The 24,686-nt window shown below is 52.7% G+C and carries 23 protein-coding genes and 2 tRNA genes; 21 read left to right on the top strand and 4 right to left on the bottom strand.

Translation table 11 applies throughout. The features are described from left to right. Positions 1-9: 9 nt before the first annotated feature. Complete coding sequence (locus tag HZZ01_RS11190) at positions 10-294, bottom strand: helix-turn-helix transcriptional regulator (protein WP_179897370.1); 285 nt, start codon at positions 292-294, stop codon at positions 10-12. A 238-nt stretch (positions 295-532) separates the two neighbouring features. Then, on the bottom strand, positions 533-1,504 hold the full coding sequence (ispB, locus tag HZZ01_RS11195) for an octaprenyl diphosphate synthase (RefSeq protein WP_179897372.1): 972 nt from the start codon (positions 1,502-1,504) through the stop codon (positions 533-535). Positions 1,505-1,760: 256 nt separating this feature from the next. On the opposite strand from ispB, the gene rplU reads away from it, so the two are divergent. From rplU to cgtA, 3 genes are all read left to right on the top strand, one after another. Further along, positions 1,761-2,072 (top strand): 50S ribosomal protein L21, encoded by a 312-nt coding sequence (gene rplU / locus HZZ01_RS11200; RefSeq protein ID WP_008925416.1) that lies wholly within the window; start codon positions 1,761-1,763, stop codon positions 2,070-2,072. Positions 2,073-2,087: 15 nt separating this feature from the next. Then, positions 2,088-2,345 (top strand): 50S ribosomal protein L27, encoded by a 258-nt coding sequence (rpmA, locus tag HZZ01_RS11205; RefSeq protein ID WP_003851093.1) that lies wholly within the window; start codon positions 2,088-2,090, stop codon positions 2,343-2,345. Between the two features lie 242 nt (positions 2,346-2,587). After that, positions 2,588-3,760, top strand: a complete 1,173-nt coding sequence (gene cgtA / locus HZZ01_RS11210; RefSeq protein WP_003851092.1) for an Obg family GTPase CgtA — start codon at positions 2,588-2,590, stop codon at positions 3,758-3,760. Positions 3,761-3,927: 167 nt separating this feature from the next. Here the strand turns inward: cgtA and dacB are convergent, their stop codons facing one another. Beyond that, positions 3,928-5,361: a serine-type D-Ala-D-Ala carboxypeptidase gene (gene dacB, locus HZZ01_RS11215; RefSeq protein ID WP_010251813.1), complete on the bottom strand. Its 1,434-nt coding sequence runs from the start codon at positions 5,359-5,361 to the stop codon at positions 3,928-3,930. 248 nt (positions 5,362-5,609) lie between these two features. Between dacB and greA the strand changes: the two genes are divergently transcribed. Then, positions 5,610-6,086, top strand: coding sequence for a transcription elongation factor GreA (gene greA, locus HZZ01_RS11220; protein ID WP_003851087.1), 477 nt, complete (start codon positions 5,610-5,612; stop codon positions 6,084-6,086). 106 nt (positions 6,087-6,192) lie between these two features. Here greA and yhbY read toward each other — a convergent pair whose 3' ends face one another. Then, the gene (yhbY, locus tag HZZ01_RS11225; RefSeq protein ID WP_008925418.1) at positions 6,193-6,486 is read right to left on the bottom strand and encodes a ribosome assembly RNA-binding protein YhbY; all 294 of its coding nucleotides are present in this window, start codon (positions 6,484-6,486) and stop codon (positions 6,193-6,195) included. Positions 6,487-6,613: 127 nt separating this feature from the next. Between yhbY and rlmE the strand changes: the two genes are divergently transcribed. From rlmE to HZZ01_RS11310, 17 genes are all read left to right on the top strand, one after another. Further along, positions 6,614-7,243, top strand: coding sequence for a 23S rRNA (uridine(2552)-2'-O)-methyltransferase RlmE (rlmE, locus tag HZZ01_RS11230; protein WP_086905091.1), 630 nt, complete (start codon positions 6,614-6,616; stop codon positions 7,241-7,243). A gap of 113 nt (positions 7,244-7,356) precedes the next feature. Then, positions 7,357-9,282, top strand: a complete 1,926-nt coding sequence (gene ftsH / locus HZZ01_RS11235) for an ATP-dependent zinc metalloprotease FtsH (RefSeq protein ID WP_179897374.1) — start codon at positions 7,357-7,359, stop codon at positions 9,280-9,282. Between the two features lie 79 nt (positions 9,283-9,361). Then, complete coding sequence (gene folP / locus HZZ01_RS11240) at positions 9,362-10,201, top strand: dihydropteroate synthase (RefSeq protein ID WP_179897376.1); 840 nt, start codon at positions 9,362-9,364, stop codon at positions 10,199-10,201. Beyond that, positions 10,198-11,532: a phosphoglucosamine mutase gene (gene glmM / locus HZZ01_RS11245; RefSeq protein WP_033781660.1), complete on the top strand. Its 1,335-nt coding sequence runs from the start codon at positions 10,198-10,200 to the stop codon at positions 11,530-11,532. Before folP ends, glmM begins: the two co-directional genes overlap by 4 nt. 217 nt (positions 11,533-11,749) lie before the next feature. Further along, positions 11,750-12,088, top strand: a complete 339-nt coding sequence (gene secG / locus HZZ01_RS11250) for a preprotein translocase subunit SecG (RefSeq protein WP_009092412.1) — start codon at positions 11,750-11,752, stop codon at positions 12,086-12,088. Positions 12,089-12,125: 37 nt separating this feature from the next. Further along, positions 12,126-12,212: transfer RNA gene (locus tag HZZ01_RS11255), tRNA-Leu, on the top strand. A 59-nt stretch (positions 12,213-12,271) separates the two neighbouring features. Then, positions 12,272-12,348: transfer RNA gene (locus HZZ01_RS11260), tRNA-Met, on the top strand. Positions 12,349-12,560: 212 nt separating this feature from the next. Beyond that, complete coding sequence (gene rimP, locus HZZ01_RS11265; protein WP_010251795.1) at positions 12,561-13,013, top strand: ribosome maturation factor RimP; 453 nt, start codon at positions 12,561-12,563, stop codon at positions 13,011-13,013. A gap of 24 nt (positions 13,014-13,037) precedes the next feature. Next, complete coding sequence (gene nusA, locus HZZ01_RS11270; protein WP_090963915.1) at positions 13,038-14,525, top strand: transcription termination factor NusA; 1,488 nt, start codon at positions 13,038-13,040, stop codon at positions 14,523-14,525. Positions 14,526-14,542: 17 nt separating this feature from the next. Then, a complete protein-coding gene (infB, locus tag HZZ01_RS11275; RefSeq protein WP_179897378.1) occupies positions 14,543-17,236 on the top strand; it encodes a translation initiation factor IF-2 in 2,694 nt (897 codons plus the stop codon). Positions 17,237-17,301: 65 nt separating this feature from the next. Next, positions 17,302-17,709, top strand: a complete 408-nt coding sequence (rbfA, locus tag HZZ01_RS11280; protein WP_090963920.1) for a 30S ribosome-binding factor RbfA — start codon at positions 17,302-17,304, stop codon at positions 17,707-17,709. After that, positions 17,709-18,653, top strand: a complete 945-nt coding sequence (gene truB, locus HZZ01_RS11285; RefSeq protein WP_179897380.1) for a tRNA pseudouridine(55) synthase TruB — start codon at positions 17,709-17,711, stop codon at positions 18,651-18,653. The genes rbfA and truB overlap by 1 nt, the downstream gene beginning before the upstream one ends. 131 nt (positions 18,654-18,784) lie before the next feature. Then, entirely contained in the window at positions 18,785-19,054 is a 270-nt protein-coding gene (gene rpsO, locus HZZ01_RS11290) for a 30S ribosomal protein S15 (protein ID WP_003851063.1), read from the top strand. 310 nt (positions 19,055-19,364) lie between these two features. Continuing rightward, positions 19,365-21,500, top strand: coding sequence for a polyribonucleotide nucleotidyltransferase (pnp, locus tag HZZ01_RS11295; protein WP_179897382.1), 2,136 nt, complete (start codon positions 19,365-19,367; stop codon positions 21,498-21,500). A 129-nt stretch (positions 21,501-21,629) separates the two neighbouring features. Further along, positions 21,630-22,514, top strand: coding sequence for a lipoprotein NlpI (gene nlpI, locus HZZ01_RS11300; protein ID WP_179897384.1), 885 nt, complete (start codon positions 21,630-21,632; stop codon positions 22,512-22,514). 105 nt (positions 22,515-22,619) lie between these two features. Next, complete coding sequence (gene yrbN, locus HZZ01_RS21180; protein WP_098053093.1) at positions 22,620-22,676, top strand: protein YrbN; 57 nt, start codon at positions 22,620-22,622, stop codon at positions 22,674-22,676. 16 nt (positions 22,677-22,692) lie between these two features. Then, the gene (locus HZZ01_RS11310) at positions 22,693-24,633 is read left to right on the top strand and encodes a DEAD/DEAH family ATP-dependent RNA helicase (protein WP_179897386.1); all 1,941 of its coding nucleotides are present in this window, start codon (positions 22,693-22,695) and stop codon (positions 24,631-24,633) included. Positions 24,634-24,686 lie beyond the last annotated feature (53 nt).

Raw genomic sequence — 24,686 nt, forward strand, 5'->3', positions numbered from 1 at the left:
GCCTGAACTTCAGGCGCTATCGGAATGATTTGCAGACGTCCGGATACGTTTCCGGCGATCCAGCAGGCAGTGGGTATCAGGATCATAATAGCGGCTTGGCCAGATCTCACTCGGGTGAATCTTGATCGCGTCTGCAATCAGCCATTCACCTTTAGGCCAGGGACGCGTGAGCGCATTAGCCAGCGTTGATGAACTCAGACCCGCTGCGCGTGACAGCGCCGCCAGAGTCATGCCACGTTTATGCAACGCAGCGATAATGTCAGCCGGATGCCAGTCTTCCATCCTTTTTTCCATAGCCTGCTCACCTTTTCCTTGTCATTGCGTCGTCCTGCGGGATATTGGCTTTCCTTTTTACTATTATCTGGAAAGAACAGGTCTTTTATATCAAATTAGTTCCATTAATTTCCAGTTAAATTTGGATCCAGCATCTGGTCTGTGTGATGGCACACAAAAGGAATGCAACAGCTAAGAGGGAATAAAGAGAAGTGAGAGCAGTGATATAAAAATGGAGCCTGGCAGGCTCCATAAGGGATCAGAAATCGCGCTGAACAGACATATGTGCCAGTGACTCCAGGGCACTGCGCCACGGTGATTCGGGCAGAATACGTAAGGCGTCAATCGCTTTGTCCGCTTCCTGTTCGGCGCGATTGCGCGTCCATTCCAGCGAACCACACTGATTCATCGCTTCCAGCACCGGTTCCAGCAGATGACGGCCATTCCCCTGCTCAATGGCTTCACGGATCATCTTCGCCTGTTCAGGCGAGCCGTGCTGCATAGCATGCAGCAGTGGAAGCGTGGGTTTGCCTTCACTCAGGTCATCGCCGGTATTTTTACCCAGCGTCTCGCCATCAGCGCTATAATCGAGTAAATCGTCAATTAACTGGAAAGCCGTACCCAGATAGCGCCCATAATCCTGCAGCGCCTTCTCCTGTTCAGGTGTAGCTTCAGCCAGGATCGCAGAGGCCTGCGAGGCCGCTTCGAACAGGCGCGCAGTCTTGCTATAAATCACGCGCATGTAGCTTTCTTCGGTGATGTCGGGGTCGTTAACGTTCATCAACTGAAGGACTTCGCCCTCAGCAATCACGTTTACCGCCTCTGACATCAGCGCCAGGATACGCAGCGAACCCATGCTGGTCATCATCTGGAAGGCGCGGGTATAAATAAAATCACCGACGAGCACGCTTGCCGCATTGCCAAACGCCGCATTAGCGGTCGCTTTGCCACGACGCATATCGGATTCATCCACGACATCGTCATGCAGCAGCGTGGCGGTGTGGATAAATTCGATCAGCGCCGCATTGGTCACGTGCAGGTCGCCCTTGTAGCCCATGGCACGTGCGGATAGCACGGCAATCATGGGACGGATACGCTTGCCCCCACCACTGATGATGTAGTAGCCCAACTGGTTGATGAGCGAGACATCCGAATTCAGCTGGTCGAGGATGGTCTGGTTAACGGCAGCCATATCCTGTGCGGTTAATTCATTAATCTGTTCTAAGTTCATTCGTCTTTTCAGCTATGACTCGTTATCTCTGCCATGGTAAGTGGTTTACCCAGCCAGCGTTCAGGTAATCTGTTACTGATTGTACTTGAATTTTGTGCCTGAGAAACGGTTGCATTCAGCCTGTGTTTTTTTTCTGCAAGAGTGTGCAAAGTGCTCTTGTCTTCTTCTGGAGTTTTGCGTAGAATTCGCGCCCTATTGTGAATATTTAGCGCGCCGCCTGATGAACTAAAAGGCAAGCGCAGAAGCGGAGTTTTATATGTACGCGGTTTTCCAAAGTGGTGGTAAACAACACCGAGTAAGCGAAGGTCAGACCGTTCGCCTGGAAAAGCTGGACATCGCAACCGGTGAAACGATTGAGTTTGACCAGGTTCTGATGATTGCTAATGGCGAAGACGTTAAAATCGGCGCGCCACTGGTTTCAGGCGGAATGATCAAGGCAGAAGTTGTTGCTCATGGTCGTGGCGAGAAAATTAAGATTGTTAAGTTTCGTCGTCGTAAGCACTACCGTAAGCAAGCAGGCCATCGCCAGTGGTTCACTGATGTGAAAATCACTGGTATCACGGCGTAAGAGGAGATCTGACAAATGGCACATAAAAAGGCTGGTGGTTCGACTCGAAATGGTCGTGACTCCAATGCAAAACGTCTGGGTGTAAAACGTTTCGGTGGTGAATCTGTTCTGGCAGGTAGCATCATCGTTCGTCAGCGTGGCACCAAATTCCACGCCGGTACCAATGTAGGTTGTGGTCGTGACCACACCCTGTTTGCTACTGCAGACGGTAAAGTACAGTTCGAAGTTAAAGGTCCGAACAACCGTAAATACATCAGCATCGTTGCTGAGTAAGGTTGTCGTGACGCAGACGTTTAACGTCTGAACGCACGAATTAAAGGCCCCGCAGCTCCTGCGGGGCTTTTTACATTCTGCGGTCTGTTGCGGTAAAAGCAACGCATCACAAAAGTTTGCTGTACAATTTATGTACGCACTGGCGAAAGCCAATCCTGATTTATCCGCCGCTGGTCAGCGCAGAAGACCCTGGCGGACCCGTCTGCAGAGTGCTGCAGGCGATTGTGTGACGGAGATAGAAAATGAAGTTTGTAGATGAAGCGACAATCCTGGTCGTCGCCGGTGATGGCGGTAATGGTTGCGTCAGCTTCCGCCGCGAAAAATATATCCCGAGAGGCGGCCCTGATGGGGGTGATGGCGGTGATGGCGGTGACGTTTATCTGATCGCTGATGAAAACCTTAACACCCTTATCGATTATCGTTTCGAAAAGTCCTTCCGCGCCGAGCGTGGACAAAACGGACAGAGCCGCGACTGTACCGGCAAACGCGGTAAAGATATCGAAGTTAAAGTGCCGGTCGGCACCCGGGTTATTGATCAGGGTACCGGCGAAACACTGGGCGACATGACGCGCCACGGCCAGAAGCTGATGGTCGGCAAAGGTGGCTGGCATGGCCTGGGTAATACCCGTTTCAAATCGTCAGTGAACCGCAGTCCGCGCCAGAAAACCATGGGTACACCAGGCGAAAAGCGCGATCTGCAGCTGGAGCTGATGTTGCTGGCAGACGTCGGGATGCTGGGTTTACCGAATGCCGGTAAATCGACCTTTATCCGTGCCGTATCGGCAGCTAAACCAAAAGTAGCTGACTATCCGTTTACCACGCTGGTGCCAAGCCTGGGTGTAGTCCGCATGGACAGTGAACAGAGCTTCGTCGTGGCCGATATTCCTGGCCTGATTGAAGGCGCAGCAGATGGCGCAGGCCTCGGCATTCGCTTCCTGAAGCACCTCGAGCGCTGCCGCGTGTTACTGCACCTGATCGACATCGATCCGATCGATGAAAGCGATCCGGTTGAAAATGCCCGCATCATTCTCGGCGAGCTCGAAAAGTACAGTGAGAAACTGTTTAACAAGCCACGCTGGCTGGTCTTCAACAAAATTGATCTGATCAGTGAGGAAGAAGCGCAGTCACGGGCAAAAGCAGTTGCTGAAGCACTGGGCTGGGAAGATAAGTACTACCTGATTTCTGCCGCAAGCCGTACCGGTGTCAACGAACTCTGCTGGGACGTGATGAGCTTCATCAACGCCAACCCTAAAGAAGCCGAGCTTGAAGAGAAACAGCCGGAGAAAGTAGAGTTCATGTGGGATGATTACCACAAAGAAACTATTGAAAATACGGTTGAAGTGGAAGACGAAGAGTGGGATGACGACTGGGATGATGAAGACGACGAAGGCGTTGAGATCATCTATCAGCGTTAACCGCGCGTCTGCTACAGTGTGATATACGAAGCCCCCTTTCAAGGCCTGAAAGGGGGCTTCGTTCTTTCTGCAACCTGCTCATTACCACGCTAACACCCGCTTCTGGCGGATTCAGCCATAAAAAATGCAGCAGGTTGCTCGCCTGCTGCGTTTCTATTACTGCGTAATCAATTGTTCTGATTAATATCGCGATAAAGTCGGCTTTCGAAACGCACCAGCGGAATACGGCGGGTACGTTGATCTTCCGGCGGTACCGCATAACCGGAAAGGAACTGAACGAACGCTACCCGCGCACCGCTTGAGGTGGTAATAAAACCTGCCAGGTTATAGACGCCCTGCAGTGAGCCGGTTTTCGCCGAAACTTTGCCATCCAGTCCTGCTTCATGCAGGCCGCCGCGGTATTGCAGCGTGCCATCATAGCCAGCCAGCGGCAGCATCGAAATATAATCCAGTGTGTTGTCATTCTTAGCAATGAACTGCAACACCTGCATCATGGTTTGCGGTGAGATCAGATCATGACGCGATAGTCCGGAACCATCGACCTGGATGCTGTTGCCCATGTCGACGTTGGCTTTCGCTTTCAGTATACGACGAACAGCATCCTGTCCGGCGCGGAAAGTACCTGGCACATTGAAGTAGTGATGACCAATAGTGCGGAACACCGTATCGGCAATCATGTTATCTGACTTCTTCAGCATGGTGTGCAGCAGCGTATGCAGGGGCGCGGACTGGGTCGATGCCAGTACAGTGCCTGGCTCCGTGACTTGCGTCTGACGCACCAGATGCCCGCTGTAATCAATTTCTGACGACCGCAGCTCCGCCTTGAGAATTTCGCCTGCCCAGGCCGCGCCATCCTGCACAGCAAAGGCCAGCGGCAGCGGTTCTGCACGCTGGCGCATACAGCCGGTCAGTGTGTAGCGGTTTAGCTCGCCCGGCACCACATCCAGTTCACAATATTGCCCTTCGCCGCTGTTGCGGCCGATGGTGCGGACCTGGCTGTACATATGTGCCGGATAATAGGATGCGATACGCACAAAGGCATTTTCACCCGGCGTATTAGCGCTGTAGAGCGACACTGAGAAGCAGTTCTTATCAACAATCGCCGCACCCGGCGGGGCGCTGAAGCACTGGGTCATGTCATTCCACGGCCAGCCCGGCGCCATGTCGTGACTGGCAAACACGGAGGTGTCGATAACCAGATTGCCTTTAATATGGTTAATACCCTGCTTCTTAATCGCAGCGACCATGTTGCGCAGATCCTGACGGCTTAAGGTCGGATCACCGCCGAAACGAGCCACTAAATCGCCGTTCAGGGTGCCATCTATAATGGCGCCGCGAGTCTCAAAAGTGGTCTGAAAACGGAAGTCACCACCCAGTTCCAGCAGGGCCGCCAGCGCCGTTACCACTTTCATGGTACTGGCTGGCAGGGCCATCTGTTTTCCGTGGTAATCAATAATCGGTGTTGATGCACCCACTTTCTGAACCATCAGCGCCAGATTGGCGCCGTCTGGCAGGTACTGCATGTATTCATCAACTGGCGCTGCGTGTGCCTGTAGCATAAATGCGCAGCTTAATCCGGTAACAAGTCGTGAAAATCGCATAATCTCGCGGTAACTGGCAGGTGAGGGCGTCAATACTACGTTGCCGGACGGTGCAAAGTAAACGATGACCCGCAGTGAACTCTGGGGTAAAATACGTATCAAATTGCAAAACTCTTTTCTGGCCTGGAAGCATTTCCGGGTCAGGATTCTTTTATTTGCAAAAACGGGCTAATGTGCCGCAGAACGCTTTTTTCTGCAGTCACCGGTCAGGATGACATCGTTAACAGGAAAGATGGCGAGGAGCTTAAATGAATCAGATTCCGATGACGTTAAGAGGCGCTGAAAGATTGCGTGAAGAGCTGAACGAGCTGAAAACCGTGAAGCGCCCGCGCATTATCGCCTCTATCGCTGACGCACGCGAACACGGCGATTTAAAAGAGAACGCGGAATACCATGCTGCGCGTGAAGAACAGGGTTTTTGTGAAGGCCGTATTCAGGAGATTGAAGCCAAACTCTCTAATGCGCAGGTGATTGACGTCACCCAGATGCCTAAAACGGGTCGCGTGATTTTCGGCGCAACGGTGACCGTACTGAATGTCGAGACCGACGAAGAGTCAACGTATCGTATCGTGGGCGATGACGAAGCGGACTTTAAGCAAAATCTTATTTCGGTCAATTCGCCAATGGCGCGTGGCCTGGTGGGTAAAGAAGCCGATGATGTGGCTATCGTGAAAACCCCGGGCGGCGATGTCGAGTATGAGATCCTGAAGGTAGAATACCTTTAAGATGGTGCGTCGCCTGAAAAAGCGTTGATGCGCAATGTAAAGAAAAGAAAAAGGCCGCATCGCGGCCTTTTATCTGAGGTAAGAGCATGTCACTTTCTTTGCCCACTTAACGTGGTAAAGAAATTTTGCTCTCTTTAGAGGGGCGATACAGCACCAGCGTTTTGCCGATCACCTGTACGTTGCTGGCACCGGTCTCACGCACGATAGCCTCGACGATCAGCTGTTTCGTTTCACGATCTTCTGAGGCGATTTTGACCTTAATCAGTTCGTGATGCGCCAGAGCCTGCTCGATTTCGGCCAGCACGCCTTCAGTCAGGCCGTTGCCACCCAGCATAACCACTGGCTTGAGTGGATGGGCGAGGCCCTTGAGGTGCTGTTTTTGTTTGGTACTTAGATTCATCGTAGTTTTTTACTTACTCAGGGATTGAAAACGGTTCATTCTACCGCCATCTCGGGTATATCACCAAATCGACGCAACCCATTGCGTGCAGGTTTATCGCTACGATGACGATTTAGTTGGAAATATTATGACGGGTAAAAAGCGTTCAGCCAGCTCCGGCCGCTGGCTTCAGGAACACTTTAGCGATAAATATGTGCTCCAGGCGCATAAAAAAGGGTTGCGCTCGCGCGCCTGGTTTAAACTTGATGAAATACAACAGGGTGACAAGCTGTTCAAACCCGGTATGACCGTGGTAGATCTGGGTGCTGCACCCGGTGGCTGGTCGCAATATGTGGTACAGCAAATCGGGAACAAAGGGCGCGTCATTGCCTGTGATATCCTGCCAATGGATCCAATCGTCGGTGTCGATTTCCTTCAGGGCGATTTTCGTGAAGAATTGGTAGTCAATGCATTGCTTGAGCGCGTTGGCGATCAGAAAGTTCAGGTGGTCATGTCAGATATGGCACCGAATATGAGTGGTACACCTGCCGTAGATATTCCCCGGTCGATGTATTTAGTAGAGCTGGCGCTGGAGATGTGTCGGGATATTCTGGCACCTGGCGGTAGTTTCGTAGTGAAAGTGTTTCAGGGAGATGGCTTCGATGAATACCTGCGGGAAATTCGCTCCCTGTTTACGAAAGTAAAAATTCGTAAGCCGGACGCTTCACGTTCTCGTTCACGTGAAGTGTACATTGTGGCGACTGGGCGCAAACTATAACCAAATTGCTGGAGAAGTCCGCAGCTTTGCTGCGATTCCATGTATGCAGGAACTATAGTACCCTACGCTATCTGTTAACACCGATGTAATATGAGGTTAATCCCTTGAGTGACATGGCGAAAAACCTGATTCTCTGGTTAGTCATCGCGGTCGTGCTGATGTCAGTATTCCAGAGCTTTGGGCCCAGCGAGTCAAATGGCCGTCGGGTTGATTATTCAACCTTCCTGTCGGAAGTGAACCAGGATCAGGTCCGCGAGGCACGCATTAACGGGCGTGAGATTAACGTTGTCAAAAAAGACAGCAATAAATATACCACCTACATTCCTGTCAATGATCCTAAGTTGCTCGATAACCTCTTGACCAAAAACGTCAAAGTGGTTGGCGAACCACCGGAAGAACCAAGCCTGCTGGCTTCAATCTTCATTTCGTGGTTCCCGATGCTGCTGCTGATCGGTGTGTGGATCTTCTTTATGCGTCAGATGCAGGGCGGCGGCGGTAAGGGCGCGATGTCCTTCGGCAAAAGCAAAGCCCGCATGTTGACGGAAGACCAGATTAAAACCACATTCGCCGACGTTGCCGGTTGTGACGAAGCGAAAGATGAAGTGGCTGAGCTGGTGGAATATCTGCGTGAGCCGAGCCGTTTCCAGAAGCTGGGCGGTAAAATTCCAAAAGGCGTTCTGATGGTGGGGCCACCGGGTACCGGTAAAACCCTGCTGGCTAAAGCCATTGCCGGTGAAGCGAAGGTGCCATTCTTTACCATCTCCGGTTCGGACTTTGTGGAAATGTTTGTTGGTGTCGGCGCATCCCGTGTGCGTGACATGTTCGAACAGGCCAAGAAAGCAGCACCGTGCATCATCTTCATCGATGAGATCGATGCCGTTGGTCGTCAGCGTGGCGCCGGTTTAGGCGGTGGTCATGATGAACGTGAGCAGACGCTGAACCAGATGCTGGTTGAGATGGATGGTTTCGAAGGTAACGAAGGTATTATCGTTATCGCTGCGACTAACCGTCCTGACGTACTGGATCCTGCGCTGCTGCGCCCAGGCCGCTTTGACCGTCAGGTTGTGGTAGGCCTGCCAGACGTACGCGGTCGTGAGCAGATCCTGAAAGTGCATATGCGTCGTGTGCCATTGGCTACCGATATCGATGCAGCGATCATTGCACGTGGTACTCCAGGCTTCTCAGGTGCCGATCTGGCCAACCTTGTGAACGAAGCAGCGTTGTTCGCGGCCCGTTCAAACAAGCGTGTGGTATCGATGGTTGAGTTCGAGAAAGCGAAAGACAAAATCATGATGGGTGCGGAACGTCGCTCTATGGTGATGACGGAATCGCAGAAAGAGTCAACCGCCTACCACGAAGCGGGCCACGCCATTATTGGTCGCCTGGTGCCAGAGCATGACCCGGTGCATAAAGTTACGATTATCCCACGCGGCCGTGCGCTCGGAGTGACCTTCTTCCTGCCTGAAGGCGACGCGATCAGCGCCAGCCGTCAGAAACTGGAAAGCCAGATATCAACGCTTTACGGCGGTCGTCTTGCAGAAGAGATCATCTACGGTGTGGAACGTGTTTCTACCGGTGCGTCTAACGACATTAAAGTCGCGACCAATCTGGCTCGCAACATGGTGACACAGTGGGGCTTCTCCGAAAAACTGGGTCCATTGCTGTATGCAGAAGAAGAGGGTGAAGTATTCCTTGGGCGTTCTGTCGCGAAAGCGAAACATATGTCTGATGAAACTGCCCGCATCATCGACCAGGAAGTTAAGCACCTGATCGATAGCAACTACCAGCGTGCTCGTCGCATTCTGGGTGAGAACATGGACATTCTTCACGCGATGAAAGACGCGCTGATGAAGTATGAAACCATTGATGCACCGCAGATCGACGACCTGATGGCACGACGCGAAGTGCGTCCGCCAGCTGGCTGGGAAGATCCAGGCAGCAGCTCAGACAGCAACGGTACGCCAAAGGCGCCACGTCCTGTTGATGAACCGCGTACGCCGAACCCAGGCAATACCATGTCAGAGCAGTACAATAAATAAGACGCAACATCGTCAGACAAAACCCCGGCTGGTCCGGGGTTTTTTACATCCGGATATTGATCAGTAAGGAGTTTTCACCATGAAGTTGTTCGCCCGTGATTCCCATCTCGATTTATCTTTTCCCCATGTGATGGGCATTCTGAATGTCACGCCGGACTCCTTTTCAGATGGTGGCAAACATAACGCGCTGGTCGATGCGCTGACGCATACCAATGAGATGGTCAACGCAGGCGCAACCATCATCGATGTGGGCGGTGAATCAACCCGACCTGGCGCGGATGAAGTGAGTGTGGAGGAGGAGCTGGAGCGGGTAATTCCGGTGATCGATGCCATCGCCCAGCGTTTCGAAGTCTGGATTTCAGTCGATACATCTAAAGCAGAAGTCATCCGTGAAGCCGCGCGAGTGGGCGCTCACATCATTAATGACGTTCGCTCACTCTCTGAACGAGGTGCACTGGAAGCTGCTGCCGCTACCGGACTTCCCGTCTGTTTGATGCATATGCAGGGTGAACCGCGCACGATGCAGCAGGCACCGGTTTACAAAAACATTTTAAGCGAAGTGGACACTTACTTCGCGCAGCAGATTGCGCGCTGTGAAGCGGCGGGAATTAAAAAAGAGCGGCTGATACTCGACCCGGGCTTCGGTTTCGGTAAAAATCTCAGCCACAATTATGAACTGCTGGCTCATCTGGGCGATTTTAACCACTTCGGTCTGCCGTTGTTGGTAGGAATGTCGCGTAAATCGATGATTGGCCAGCTGTTAAATGTCGGCCCGTCACAGCGTTTAACCGGCAGCCTTAGCTGCGCGGTGATTGCTGCAATGCAGGGCGCGCAGATTATTCGCGCGCATGACGTAAAAGAAACGGCCGAAGCGATGCGCGTGGTCGAAGCGACCCGAAGAGCAAAAGGAGTATCATGAGTAATCGTAAATATTTCGGTACAGACGGCATTCGCGGCAAAGTCGGTGAAACACCTATCACCCCCGATTTCGTCCTGAAGCTGGGCTGGGCAGCAGGTAAAGTGCTGGCGCGTCACGGTTCAAAGAAAATCATTATCGGTAAAGATACGCGTATCTCTGGCTATATGCTGGAGTCTGCGCTGGAAGCGGGTCTTGCGGCGGCGGGCCTGACAGCTGCATTTACCGGCCCGATGCCAACGCCCGCTATCGCCTATCTGACCCGCACCTTCCGCGCAGAGGCGGGTATTGTGATTTCCGCATCGCACAATCCGTTTGACGATAACGGGATTAAATTCTTCTCCTCCGAGGGCACCAAACTGCCTGATGACGTCGAAGAAGCGATTGAACTGGAAATGGAAAAGCCGATTACCTGCGTTGAGTCTGCGCAGTTAGGCCGTGCCAGCCGTATTGTCGATGCCGCAGGGCGTTACATTGAGTTCTGCAAAGGGACCTTCCCAAGCGAACTGAATCTTAACGGCCTGAAAATTGTGGTCGACTGCGCCAATGGTGCGACTTACCACATTGCGCCGAATGTTCTGCGAGAACTGGGCGCAACCGTCATTGCTATCGGTGTCCAGCCAGACGGCATGAACATTAACAAAGAATGCGGTGCCACCGATCTCAAACTGCTGCAGCAGCGTGTGCTGGCCGAGAAAGCCGATATTGGTCTGGCCTACGACGGCGACGGCGACCGTATCATGATGATTGACCATCTGGGCGACAAAGTGGATGGCGACCAGATCCTCTATATCATTGCACGCGAAGCATTGCGTCAGGGACAGTTACGCGGCGGCGTAGTGGGTACGCTGATGAGTAACATGGGACTGGAGTTAGCGCTGAAACAACTTGGCATTCCTTTTACCCGCGCCAAAGTGGGTGACCGCTATGTGCTGGAGAAGATGCAGGAGAAGGGATGGCGTCTCGGCGCGGAGAACTCTGGTCATGTGATTCTGCTGGATAAAACCACCACGGGTGACGGTATTGTTGCAAGTTTGCAAGTACTCACTGCAATGGTACGCAATCATATGAGCCTGCACGATCTCTGTAGCGGTATGAAGATGCTGCCGCAGGTTCTGGTCAATGTTCGCTTTGCGGGCGAGCATGATCCACTGCAAAGCGACGCAGTAAAAACCGTTACCGCCGAAGTAGAAAAAGCCCTGGCGGGTCGTGGACGCGTTCTGCTGCGTAAATCAGGAACCGAGCCATTGATTCGTGTAATGGTCGAAGGTGAAAATGAGGCGCAGGTAACGGAACTGGCAAATCGTATCGCTGACCAGGTCAAGGCCGTTTAAGCTTATAACAGGCGGTTCGCAGGATGCTGAACTGCCTGTAAAATCACCGGGATGGCGCTTTTTTCTGCAATCAGTCTGGCTGCTAAAAATTGCACTTGCAGAGATATGCGCCTTTGGTTAGTATTCACACCCGCTTCTGATGGGTGATGACGAGACTCCCCATCAATACTGGTTGAAGCTTTAACTGTACGATTATCGTGCAAGGAACAGGTTGAATATGTACGAAGCTCTTTTAGTTGTTTTCCTTATTGTAGCTATCGCCCTTGTGGGTATGATCATGCTGCAGCAAGGCAAAGGCGCTGATATGGGAGCCTCATTCGGTGCAGGCGCATCCGGTACGGTGTTTGGTTCTTCGGGTTCAGGTAACTTTCTGACGCGTACTACTGGCATCTTAGCGGCACTGTTCTTCATCATCAGCCTGGTTCTGGGTAATCTGAACAGCAATAAAGCGTCGAAGGGAAGCGAGTGGGAAAATCTTTCTGCGCCGGCGCAGTCTTCTCAACAGACTGAAAAGCCAGCTCAACCGGTTACTCCGGGCAGCGATATTCCTAAGTAAGGTCGTCAGCGCAACGAATCGTTGTGGTCAGTGCAGTGCCGTGGTGGTGGAATTGGTAGACACGCTACCTTGAGGTGGTAGTGCCCGATTGGGCTTACGGGTTCAAGTCCCGTCCTCGGTACCAAATAGCAGTATCACTTGCATTTTATGCAGGTCTGGCGTATTATTCGCCACGTTTTCGGACGCGGGGTGGAGCAGCCTGGTAGCTCGTCGGGCTCATAACCCGAAGGTCGTCGGTTCAAATCCGGCCCCCGCAACCAATTTTACCTTTGAGTTCTTTTTCAAATATACTGTATGCATCGACGGACGCATTCACGGCTATTTTTTGAAAGAAAATTCTTAGGATGGAGTCCGGGCCGCATCGCGGCATACAGGGTCCAGTGACTAAAAGCCCCGAATATTCGGGGTTTTTTGTTATTAGCGAATCGTAATACTGGGCTATAGGCCCTTTTTTTATGTCTTGGGGGTGGGCTTGTCCACATTAGAGCAAAAATTGACAGAGTTGGTATCGGCTCCCGTAGAAGCGCTGGGTTACGAACTGGTTGGAATTGAATTCGTTCGTAGTCGCACATCTATCCTGCGCATCTATATTGATAGTGAAGATGGCATCAATGTCGATGATTGCGCCGATGTCAGCCACCAGGTAAGTGCGGTAATGGATGTTGAAGATCCCATTACTGTACCTTACAACCTTGAAGTCTCTTCACCGGGACTCGATCGTCCTCTGTTCACTGCAGAACACTACACCCGCTTTATGGGTGAAGAAGTGAGTCTGGTGTTGCGTATGGCCGTTCAGAACCGCCGTAAATGGCAGGGAACCATTAAGTCAGTTGATGGCGAGATGATCACGGTGCACGTTGAGGGTAGCGATGAAGTGTTCGCACTGAGTAATATTCAGAAAGCGAACCTGGTCCCCCACTTTTAAAAGTCCGGATTGAGGCTAACCAGGATGAACAAAGAGATCTTAGCTGTTGTAGAAGCCGTTTCTAACGAAAAAGCCCTGCCGCGTGAGAAAATCTTCGAAGCGCTGGAGAGCGCGCTGGCGACTGCGACCAAGAAAAAGTACGAGCAGGAAATCGAGGTACGCGTCAGCATTGATCGCCGCAGTGGTGATTTCGATACTTTCCGCCGCTGGGAAATCGTTGATGAGGTGACACAGCCGACGCGCGAGATCACGCTGGATGCGGCCCGCTTCGAAGATGAAGCATTCAATCTGGGCGAATATGTCGAAGATCAGATTGAATCGGTCACCTTTGACCGTATCACCACCCAGACCGCTAAGCAGGTTATCGTGCAAAAAGTGCGCGAAGCTGAGCGCGCAATGGTGGTTGATCAGTTCCGTCAGCATGAAGGCGAAATTATTACTGGCGTGGTGAAGAAAGTTAATCGCGACAATATTTCCCTCGATTTAGGCAGCAACGCCGAAGCGGTTATCATGCGCGAAGATATGCTGCCGCGCGAAAACTTCCGTCCAGGCGATCGTATTCGTGGCGTACTCTACTCTGTACGTCCGGAAGCGCGTGGCGCGCAGCTGTTCGTGACGCGTTCCAAACCGGAAATGCTGATTGAGCTATTCCGCATTGAAGTGCCAGAAATTGGCGAAGAACTGATTGAAATTAAAGCCGCTGCCCGTGATCCGGGTTCGCGCGCTAAAATTGCAGTCAAAACCAACGACAAACGTATCGATCCCGTCGGTGCCTGTGTGGGTATGCGCGGCGCGCGTGTTCAGGCAGTTTCCAGTGAACTGGGCGGCGAGCGTATCGATATCGTGCTGTGGGACGATAACCCGGCGCAGTTTGTTATCAACGCCATGGCTCCGGCCGATGTGGCGTCGATTGTGGTTGATGAAGATAATCACACCATGGATATCGCCGTAGAAGCTGGCAATCTGGCTCAGGCGATCGGCCGTAACGGCCAAAACGTGCGTCTCGCTTCGCAGCTAAGTGGCTGGGAGCTGAACGTGATGACCGTCGATGATCTGCAGGCCAAGCATCAGGCTGAAGCCCATGCAGCGATCGATATGTTCACTAAACATCTCGACATCGACGAAGAGTTCGCCACCGTACTGGTGGAAGAGGGCTTCTCCTCGCTGGAAGAGCTGGCATACGTGCCAATCAACGAGCTGCTGGAAGTCGACGGTCTCGATGAAGAGACCATTGAAGCCCTGCGTGAACGAGCAAAAAATGCGTTAACCACCCTGGCCCTGGCGAAAGAAGAGAGTCTTGGAAATCAGGAGCCCGCTGAGGATCTTCTGAATCTTGAAGGCCTCGATCGTGCGCTGGCGTTCCGCCTGGCGTCGAAAGGCGTTTGCACGCTGGAAGATCTCGCTGAGCAAGGTGTTGACGATCTGACGGATATTGAAGGCATGTCTGATGAACAGGCCGGCGCGCTGATTATGGCCGCACGTAATATCTGCTGGTTCGGCGATGACGCGTAATAACAGGAAGGAACAGCATGACAGATGTAACCGTAAAATCGCTGGCCGCAGAAATTCAGACTCCGGTCGATCGCCTGGTACAGCAATTTGCTGATGCGGGGATCCCTAAGTCTGAAAATGACGCGGTGACCCAGCACGAGAAAGAAACCTTACTATCTCATCTGAACCGTGAACACGGTCAGGTCGGTTCCGCTAAGCTGACGCTGCAGCGTAAAACGCGCAGCACCTTGAATATTCCAGGCACCGGGGGTAAAAGTAAGTCGGTGCAAATTGAAGTCCGCAAAAAGCGTACCTATGTGAAAGGTGATGCAGAGTCTGAGCAAGCTCAGGCCGAAGCAGAAGCCGAGGCGCAGCGTGAAGCGGAAGAGCAGGCGCAACGCGAGGCTGAAGAAAAAGCCCGTCGCGAAGCTGAACAGAAAGCGCAACGTGAAGCCGAAGATAAAGCCAGGCGCGAAGCCGCTGACAAGGCCAAACGTGCAGCAGCGGAAAATGACAAAGTGACAAATCAACCTACCGACGAAGTGACCAGGGCTGCGCAGTCAGACAAAGCCCGTCGCGAAGCTGAAGCTGCCGAACTGAAGCGTAAAGCTGAAGAAGAAGCCCGCCGTAAGCTGGAAGAGGCTGCCCGCCTCGTAGCTGAAGAAGCCCGCCGTCTGGCTGAAGAGAAATCAGCTGAATGGGAAAAGCCAGAAGAAGAGGATAAAGGCGACTATCACGTCACCACTTCGACCCATGCCCGTCAGGCAGAAGACGAAAACGACCGTCAGGTTGAAGCAGGTCGTGCGCGTGCGCGTACAACTGCTAAAGCTGCGCGTCCGGCAAAAAAAGGCAACAAACATTCTGAAGCCAAAACTGACCGTGAAGAAGCGCGTGCGCAGGTTCGTGGCGGTAAAGGCGGCAAGCATCGCAAACCTAGCGCACTGCAGCAGGGCTTCAACAAGCCAGCGCAGGCCGTTAACCGCGATGTTGTGATTGGCGAAACCATTACCGTAGCCGAACTGGCTAACAAAATGGCGGTAAAAGGTTCTCTGGTCATCAAAGCGATGATGAAGATGGGCGCTATGGCGACTATCAACCAGGTCATCGATCAGGAAACTGCACAGCTCGTTGCCGAAGAGATGGGCCACAAAGTGACCCTGCGTCGTGAGAATGAGCTGGAAGAAGCGGTAATGGACGATCGTGATACTGATGCGGCGCAGGAGTCTCGTGCTCCGGTTGTCACCATCATGGGTCACGTCGACCACGGTAAAACATCCCTGCTGGACTATATCCGCTCCACCAAAATCGCCTCTGGCGAAGCGGGCGGCATTACTCAGCACATCGGTGCTTACCACGTCGAAACCGACACCGGTATGGTCACCTTCCTGGATACCCCGGGCCACGCCGCGTTTACCGCGATGCGTGCACGTGGTGCGCAGGCGACCGACATCGTTATCCTGGTTGTCGCAGCAGACGATGGCGTGATGCCACAGACCATCGAAGCTATTCAGCACGCCAAAGCCGCTAAAGTGCCGGTTGTGGTTGCAGTGAACAAGTGCGATAAGCCAGAAGCGGATCCGGATCGTGTTAAAAACGAACTGACTCAGTACGGAATCATTCCGGAAGAGTGGGGCGGCGAAAACATGTTCGTTAATGTCTCTGCGAAAGCAGGTACCGGCATTGATGACCTGTTAAACGCTATCCTGCTGCAGGCGGAAGTACTGGAACTGACTGCTATTCGTGAAGGTATGGCGAGTGGCGTGGTCATCGAATCGTTCCTCGACAAAGGTCGTGGTCCGGTTGCAACCGTGCTGGTCCGTGAAGGTACACTGAACAAAGGCGACATCGTTCTTTGTGGATTCGAATATGGCCGTGTTCGTGCAATGCGTGACGAACTGGGCCGCGAAGTCATGGAAGCGGGTCCATCTATTCCGGTTGAGATTCTGGGCCTGTCCGGCGTGCCGGCTGCGGGTGATGAAGCGACCGTGGTTCGTGACGAGAAGAAAGCACGTGAAGTTGCGCTCTATCGTCAGGGCAAATTCCGCGAAGTTAAACTGGCTCGCCAGCAGAAATCTAAGCTTGAGAACATGTTTGCTAACATGACCGAAGGCGAAGTTTCTGAACTGAACATCGTGATGAAAGCTGACGTTCAGGGTTCTGTGGAAGCGATCTCTGACTCCCTGCTGAAACTCTCCACCGACGAAGTGAAGGTGAAGATTGTCGGTTCAGGTGTCGGCGGGATTACCGAAACCGACGCAACGCTGGCCGCTGCCTCGAACGCCATCCTGATCGGCTTCAACGTCCGTGCTGATGCCTCTGCGCGTCGCGTCATCGATGCTGAAAGCCTGGATCTGCGTTACTACTCAGTCATCTATAACCTGATTGATGAAGTTAAAGCGGCGATGAGCGGTATGCTGGCACCCGAGTACAAACAGCAGATCATTGGTCTGGCTGCAGTGCGTGACGTGTTCAAATCACCGAAGTTTGGCGCGATTGCCGGTTGTATGGTGACGGAAGGTAACATCAAACGTCACAATCCAATCCGTGTCCTGCGTGACAACGTGGTGATTTACGAAGGCGAGCTGGAATCTCTGCGTCGCTTTAAAGATGACGTCAACGAAGTGCGTAACGGCATGGAGTGCGGTATCGGCGTGAAGAACTACAACGACGTTCGCGTTGGCGATATGATCGAAGTGTTTGAAATCATCGAAATTAAACGCACCATCGAGTAATAGACTGCTGATGTGTTGCAATTTGGGAGGCCTCTGGCCTCCCGAATTATTTGGGAGAAATAATGATGGCGAAAGAATTTGGTCGCCCGCAGCGCGTTTCACAAGAGCTGCAGAAAGAGATTGCGATGATCCTGCAACGTGAGATCAAAGATCCCCGTCTTGGCATGATGGTCACCGTATCCGGCGTTGAAGTGTCACGCGATCTCGCCTACGCAAAAGTGTTCGTTACTTTCCTTAACGACAAAGATGAAGAAGCGATTAAACATGGCCTGAAAGCACTGAAAGAAGCGTCAGGTTATATCCGTATTTTGCTGGGCAAAGCGATGCGTCTGCGTATCGTGCCTGAGCTGACCTTCTTCTACGACAACTCGTTAGTGGAAGGGATGCGCATGTCCAATCTCGTCACCAGCGTCGTGAAGAACGATGCTGAGCGCCGTGGCCCCGACGCTACGGGCGATGACGAGGAGGCGTAATGAGTCGTCCGCGTCGTCGCGGTCGCGACGTCCATGGCGTGTTGTTGCTGGATAAGCCACAAGGCGTCTCGTCGAATGATGTCCTGCAGAAAGTGAAGCGTATCTTTAACGCCAATCGCGCAGGTCATACCGGCGCGCTTGATCCTCTGGCGACCGGCATGTTGCCGATCTGCCTGGGTGAAGCGACTAAGTTTTCGCAGTATCTGCTGGATTCCGACAAACGCTACCGCGTGATTGCCCGACTGGGCGAACGTACGGACACGTCAGACGCCGATGGCAACATTGTGCAGACGCGTCCGGTCAGCTTCAGTCAGGCCGATCTGGACAGCGCCCTCGAGAGCTTCCGTGGCGAAACGTTGCAGGTGCCGTCGATGTTTTCGGCGCTGAAGCACCAGGGTCGCCCGCTATATGAATATGCGCGTCAGGGCATCGTAATTGAGCGTGAACCCCGTCCAATTACTGTCTATGAGCTGCAGTTTATTCGCTGGCAGGATAATGAGCTGGAGCTGGAAATTCACTGCTCCAAAGGCACCTATATCCGCACCATCATTGATGATCTGGGCGAAAAGCTGGGATGCGGAGCGCATGTCATCATGCTGCGTCGCGTTCAGGTTGCGCGTTATCCCTATGAAAGGATGGTGACGCTGGAACAGCTCAACGCCCTGCTGACGGAAGCGACGGAAGGCGGTATCCCACTGGAGACACAGCTCGATCCGCTGTTGTTGCCGATGGATAGCCCCGCCTCTGATTTCCCTGAGGTGAATATCCCGCCAGCTGTGGCAGATTTTTTCCGCCAGGGTCAGCCGGTACAGGCCAGCAATGCCCCTGCGCAGGGATTGGTCAGGGTATCGGAAGGCGAAGCGCGTAAGTTTATCGGCATGGCCGAAATCGCTGATGATGGCCGTCTTGCGCCACGTCGTTTAGTGGTTGAGTATCAGGATTAAGCCGGGCGTTCACTTTTCGCTGATGGGGCATTTGCGTTGCTATCGGGCGCAGAGTAGAATAGCGCGGCTTTAAAGCGGGATGCTGAATTAGAGATCGGCACCCATACATTCATTTATTACTGGAGTTTATTATGTCTCTAAGCGTAGAAGCTAAAGCAGAGATCGTTGCTAAATATGGCCGTGGTGCTAACGACAGCGGTTCAACTGAAGTTCAGGTTGCCCTGTTGACCGCGCAGATTACCCATCTGCAGGGTCACTTCTCTGAGCACAAAAAAGACCACCACAGCCGCCGCGGTCTGCTGCGTATGGTATCTCAGCGTCGTAAGCTGCTGGATTACCTGAAGCGTAAAGACGTTGCACGCTACAGCAGCCTGATCGAAAGTCTCGGTCTGCGTCGCTAAGTCTGAAGAATCTGATCGTCGGGGCATTACGCGGGCTTTTGCACAGTGTGCAGCTTACGATCAGATTTGTGCGAGTTTCTTTAAGAGGGGGCCTTTATGGCCCCTTTTTTCGAGCAATCGGCAGCAATCCGGTCCAAACTGATGTATTGTTGCTTAGTGTGATCTTTAGTTTGCAGAATTTCGCGCGGCTAATGAGAGGCTTTACCGCAGAGGCGGTCGAGGGTTGTCATTAGTCGCGAGGATGCAACTGAAGATTGGTAATCAATGGCGGGCTACAGATAGCCATGCCCCGAAGTTAAGGACTTTGACTTTGCTGAATCCGATCGTACGCAAATTCCAATATGGTCAACATACCGTCACGCTGGAAACCGGCATGATGGCGCGCCAGGCGACAGCCGCTGTAATGGTGAGCATGGACGATACTGCAGTGTTCGTCACTGTTGTAGGTCAGAAAAAATCTAAACCAGGTCAGGACTTCTTCCCGCTGACCGTAAACTATCAGGAGCGTACTTACGCTGCTGGTCGTATCCCGGGAAGCTTCTTCCGCCGTGAAGGCCGTCCAAGCGAAGGCGAAACGCTGATTTCGCGTCTGATTGACCGCCCGATTCGTCCGCTGTTCCCGGAAGGTTTTGTTAACGAAGTTCAGGTTATTGCAACCGTGGTTTCTGTAAACCCACAGGTTCATCCTGACATCGTTGCAATGATCGGTGCCTCTGCTGCGCTGGCACTTTCTGGTCTGCCGTTCAATGGCCCGATTGGCTCTGCACGCGTAGGTTACATCAACGATCAATACGTTCTGAACCCAACTGCCGATGAGCTGAAACAGTCTCGTCTGGATCTGGTTGTTGCCGGTACGCAGAATGCCGTTCTGATGGTTGAATCTGAAGCTGAGATTCTGTCAGAAGAGCAGATGCTGGGTGCCGTGGTCTTTGGTCACGACCAGCAGCAGATCGTTATTGAAAACATCAATGCCCTGGTTGCTGAAGCGGGCAAACCACGCTGGGACTGGCAGCCAGAAGCCGCCAATACCGCACTGATTTCTCGTGTTGCTGCCCTGGCAGAAGCGCGCATCAGCGATGCTTACCGCATCACTGACAAGCAGGAGCGTTATACGCAGGTTGGCGTCATTAAAGACGAAACCATTGCTGCTCTGCTGGCTGAAGATGAAACGCTGGATGGTTCAGAAATCGGTGATATCGTGCATAGCCTCGAAAAAACCGTTGTTCGTACCCGCATCCTGAATGGCGAGCCACGTATTGATGGCCGTGAAAAAGATATGATCCGCGGTCTGGACGTGCGTACTGGCGTATTGCCACGTACCCATGGTTCATCACTGTTCACCCGTGGTGAGACGCAGGCACTGGTTACGGCAACGCTGGGTACAACCCGCGATGCGCAGAACCTGGATGAGCTGATGGGCGAACGTACCGACAGCTTCCTGTTCCATTACAACTTCCCTCCATACTCAGTCGGCGAAACTGGCATGGTCGGTTCGCCGAAGCGTCGCGAGATTGGTCACGGTCGTCTGGCGAAGCGCGGCGTGTTAGCGGTAATGCCAAAAGCGGAAGATTTCCCTTACACCATTCGTGTTGTATCTGAAATTACCGAATCTAACGGCTCTTCTTCAATGGCCTCTGTCTGCGGTGCCTCACTGGCATTGATGGATGCAGGTGTGCCAATCAAAGCCGCCGTTGCGGGTATCGCGATGGGTCTGGTAAAAGAAGATGAGAAGTTTGTGGTTCTGTCTGACATTCTGGGCGATGAAGATCACCTCGGCGACATGGACTTCAAAGTAGCGGGTAGCCGTGAAGGTATCACCGCGCTGCAGATGGACATTAAAATCGAAGGCATCACGCGTGAAATCATGCAGGAAGCCCTGAACCAGGCCAAGGGTGCGCGTCTGCACATTCTGGGCGTGATGGAACAGGCTATCAGCACGCCGCGTACCGAGATTTCTGAATTCGCTCCACGCATCTACACCATCAAAATCAGCTCGGACAAGATCAAAGATGTGATCGGTAAAGGCGGCTCAGTGATTCGTGCACTGACCGAAGAGACCGGCACAACGATTGAAATCGAAGATGACGGCACCGTGAAAATCGCAGCGACCGATGGTCTGAAAGCGAAAGAAGCAATTCGTCGTATCGAAGAGATTACCGCAGAGATCGAAGTGGGCCGCGTTTACAGTGGTAAAGTGACCCGTATCGTTGACTTCGGTGCCTTCGTCGCTATCGGCGGTGGTAAGGAAGGTCTGGTTCACATTTCACAAATCGCTGATAAGCGCGTTGAAAAAGTGACTGACTATCTGCAGATGGGTCAGGAAGTGCCGGTTAAGGTGATGGAAGTTGATCGCCAGGGCCGCGTACGTCTGAGCATCAAAGAAGCGACAGAATCTAAGCCGCAGACTGAAGAAGCTGCCGCGGTGATTACGCCTGAAGCTGAGTAAGACGTTGCTGATTTGCCCCTCTTTGCCTGGCGGAGAGGGGCGTTTGTATCATCGCGAGGGCGGGAATCCTTGTGCACAGCAGGCGGATGACAGGATAGTTATCCCAATGTTTGTATTCGGGAGTGGGAAATGAAGCCTTTTCTGCGCTGGTGTTTTGTTGCGACAGCTTTGACGCTGGCAGGATGCAGCAACTCCAATTGGCGTAAGAACGAAGTTCTTGCAGTGCCTTTACAGCCCACACTGCAGCAGGAAGTGATACTGGCGCGCATGGAACAAATTCTTGCCAGTCGCGCTCTCACCGATGATGAACGCGCACAGCTGTTATATGAGCGCGGAGTGTTGTATGATAGTTTAGGTCTGCGGGCATTAGCGCGGAACGATTTTTCGCAAGCGCTGTCTATAAGACCAGATATGCCAGAAGTGTTTAACTACTTAGGCATATATTTAACGCAGGCGGGCAACTTTGATGCCGCCTATGAAGCGTTTGATTCTGTACTTGAGCTTGATCCAACTTACAACTATGCGCATTTAAACCGTGGTATCGCCCTCTATTACGGCGGTCGATACAAGTTAGCGCAAGATGATCTGCTGGCGTTTTATCAAGACGATCCTAACGATCCTTTCCGCAGTCTGTGGCTCTATCTCGTTGAACGTGAGATGGATGTCGACAAGGCAAAAGTTGCGCTTCAACAGCGTCACGACAAAGCGGTCAGAGACCAATGGGGATGGAATATTGTCGAGTTCTACCTTGGAGATATCAACGAAAAAGCGTTGATGGAAAGTCTCAAGGCGGACGCAACGGATAACACCTCGCTCGCTGAACATCTCAGTGAAACCAACTTCTATTTAGGTAAGTACTACCTAAGTCTGGGGGAGAAGGACGACGCGAAAGCGTTGTTCAAACTGGCGGTGGCCAACAACGTCAATAACTTTGTTGAACACCGATACGCATTGTTGGAACTGGCGCAACTCGGCCAGGCACAAGACGATTTATCAGAATCTGACCAGCAATAGCTGACGAACTTAATTTGCCTGTAAAACCTGTTAAGTCATCATCTTAAAGGATGAAGGCTTTTCTGTTCGTCAAAACTTCTAATTTGAGCCGGTTCACACTTTTTGATGAAAATGACTGAAAGTTTTCACGACGAGTTATGTAGACTGGCCGCCGCAATCTAAGAGGCACGTGTACTACATGACTGATATCCAAACCACTTTTGCTGACCTTGGCCTGAACGCCGACATCCTTGAATCACTGAATGGCATGGGCTACGTAAAGCCATCCCCAATCCAGGCTGAGTGTATTCCTCACCTGCTGGCGGGCCGTGACGTGTTAGGCATGGCGCAGACCGGGAGTGGTAAAACTGCGGCTTTCTCTCTGCCGCTGTTAAACAACATTGACCCAACTGTTAAAGCACCTCAAATCCTGGTGCTGGCACCTACCCGCGAACTGGCGGTACAGGTTGCTGAAGCAATTACCGAATTCGCTAAACACATGCGTGGCCTGAACGTGGTTGCCCTCTACGGCGGCCAGCGTTATGACGTGCAGCTACGTGCACTGCGTCAGGGACCTCAGGTTGTTGTAGGTACGCCTGGTCGTCTGCTTGACCACCTGAAACGCGGCACGTTAGAACTGTCTAACCTGCGCGGCCTGGTGCTGGATGAAGCTGATGAAATGCTGCGTATGGGCTTCATCGAAGACGTTGAAACCATCATGGCACAGATTCCAGCCGGTCATCAGACTGCGCTGTTCTCTGCAACCATGCCGGAAGCAATTCGTCGTATCACCAAACGCTTCATGAAAGATCCGCAGGAAGTGCGTATCCAGTCAAGCATGACTACACGTCCTGATATCAGCCAGAGCTACTGGACTGCTTATGGTCGTAAAACAGACGCTCTGGTTCGCTTCCTGGAATCTGAAGACTTTGATGCTGCCATCATCTTCGTGCGTACTAAAAACGCAACGCTGGAAGTGGCTGAAGCGCTGGAGCGTAGTGGCTACAACAGCGCAGCGCTGAACGGTGACATGAACCAGGCACTGCGCGAGCAGACGCTGGAGCGCCTGAAAGATGGTCGTCTCGACATCCTGATTGCAACCGACGTTGCGGCCCGTGGCCTGGACGTTGAGCGTATCAGCCTGGTTGTGAACTACGACATCCCGATGGATGCAGAATCTTACGTTCACCGTATCGGCCGTACCGGTCGTGCTGGCCGTGCTGGCCGTGCGCTGCTGTTCGTTGAGAACCGTGAGCGTCGTCTGCTGCGCAACATCGAACGTACGATGAAGCTGACTATTCCTGAAGTCGAACTGCCTAACGCAGAACTGCTGGGTGAGCGTCGTCTGGCTAAGTTTGCTGCTAAAGTCCAGCAGCAGCTGGAAAGCAGCGATCTGGATCAGTACCGTGCTCTGCTGGCTAAAATGCAGCCAGAAGACGAAATGGATCTGGAATCACTGGCAGCCGCACTGCTGAAGATGGCACAGGGCGAACGTCCTCTGATTCTGCCACCGGAAGCACCACGTCCTGCACGTCGCGAATACCGCGATCGTGACGAGCGTGATGGCCGTCGTGACAGCCGTGAAGCGCGTGGCGATTCTCGTGCTCCGCGTGAAAATCGTGAAAGCCGTGATGGCGATCGTCCACGTCGCGAACGTCGTGACGTTGGCGAAATGCAGCTGTACCGCATCGAAGTAGGCCGTGATGATGGTGTTGAAGTTCGTCATATCGTTGGCGCTATCGCTAACGAAGGCGACATCAGCAGCCGTTACATCGGTAACATCAAGCTGTTCGGTACGCATTCAACTATCGAACTGCCGAAAGGCATGCCAGGCGACATCCTGCAGCATTTTACCCGTACACGTATTCTGAACAAACCGATGAATATGCAGTTACTGGGTGATGCGCTGCCAAATGAAGGCCGTGGTGATCGCCGTCCAGCCGGTGCTGGCGCTGAGCGTCGCAGCGGTCCAGGCGCTGGTGGTCCAGGTGCAGCCAACCGTGAAGGTGGTCGTCGCTTCTCTTCTGAACGCCGTGAAGGTGGTCGTGAAGGCGGCGGTCGTACCTTTAACCGTGAAGGTAGCCGTGGTCCACGTCGTGAAGAGGGCGCTACCGCCGCTCCACGTCGTCGTGATGCATAACGACTTAACGTCGTAACGAAAAGGGAAGCCACTGGCTTCCCTTTTTTTTATGC

The sequence above is a fragment of the Pantoea sp. WMus005 genome (assembly GCF_013415305.1).
GTDB classification, from domain to species: Bacteria; Pseudomonadota; Gammaproteobacteria; order Enterobacterales; family Enterobacteriaceae; genus Pantoea; species Pantoea rara.

Coding starts and splice junctions, on each gene's coding strand:
- HZZ01_RS11190 (WP_179897370.1), bottom strand. CDS start 294: ATGGAAAAAAGGATGGAAGACTGGCATCCGGCTGACATTATCGCTGCG.
- ispB (WP_179897372.1), bottom strand. CDS start 1,504: ATGAACTTAGAACAGATTAATGAATTAACCGCACAGGATATGGCTGCC.
- rplU (WP_008925416.1), top strand. CDS start 1,761: ATGTACGCGGTTTTCCAAAGTGGTGGTAAACAACACCGAGTAAGCGAA.
- rpmA (WP_003851093.1), top strand. CDS start 2,088: ATGGCACATAAAAAGGCTGGTGGTTCGACTCGAAATGGTCGTGACTCC.
- cgtA (WP_003851092.1), top strand. CDS start 2,588: ATGAAGTTTGTAGATGAAGCGACAATCCTGGTCGTCGCCGGTGATGGC.
- dacB (WP_010251813.1), bottom strand. CDS start 5,361: ATGCGATTTTCACGACTTGTTACCGGATTAAGCTGCGCATTTATGCTA.
- greA (WP_003851087.1), top strand. CDS start 5,610: ATGAATCAGATTCCGATGACGTTAAGAGGCGCTGAAAGATTGCGTGAA.
- yhbY (WP_008925418.1), bottom strand. CDS start 6,486: ATGAATCTAAGTACCAAACAAAAACAGCACCTCAAGGGCCTCGCCCAT.
- rlmE (WP_086905091.1), top strand. CDS start 6,614: ATGACGGGTAAAAAGCGTTCAGCCAGCTCCGGCCGCTGGCTTCAGGAA.
- ftsH (WP_179897374.1), top strand. CDS start 7,357: ATGGCGAAAAACCTGATTCTCTGGTTAGTCATCGCGGTCGTGCTGATG.
- folP (WP_179897376.1), top strand. CDS start 9,362: ATGAAGTTGTTCGCCCGTGATTCCCATCTCGATTTATCTTTTCCCCAT.
- glmM (WP_033781660.1), top strand. CDS start 10,198: ATGAGTAATCGTAAATATTTCGGTACAGACGGCATTCGCGGCAAAGTC.
- secG (WP_009092412.1), top strand. CDS start 11,750: ATGTACGAAGCTCTTTTAGTTGTTTTCCTTATTGTAGCTATCGCCCTT.
- nusA (WP_090963915.1), top strand. CDS start 13,038: ATGAACAAAGAGATCTTAGCTGTTGTAGAAGCCGTTTCTAACGAAAAA.
- infB (WP_179897378.1), top strand. CDS start 14,543: ATGACAGATGTAACCGTAAAATCGCTGGCCGCAGAAATTCAGACTCCG.
- rbfA (WP_090963920.1), top strand. CDS start 17,302: ATGGCGAAAGAATTTGGTCGCCCGCAGCGCGTTTCACAAGAGCTGCAG.
- truB (WP_179897380.1), top strand. CDS start 17,709: ATGAGTCGTCCGCGTCGTCGCGGTCGCGACGTCCATGGCGTGTTGTTG.
- rpsO (WP_003851063.1), top strand. CDS start 18,785: ATGTCTCTAAGCGTAGAAGCTAAAGCAGAGATCGTTGCTAAATATGGC.
- nlpI (WP_179897384.1), top strand. CDS start 21,630: ATGAAGCCTTTTCTGCGCTGGTGTTTTGTTGCGACAGCTTTGACGCTG.
- HZZ01_RS11310 (WP_179897386.1), top strand. CDS start 22,693: ATGACTGATATCCAAACCACTTTTGCTGACCTTGGCCTGAACGCCGAC.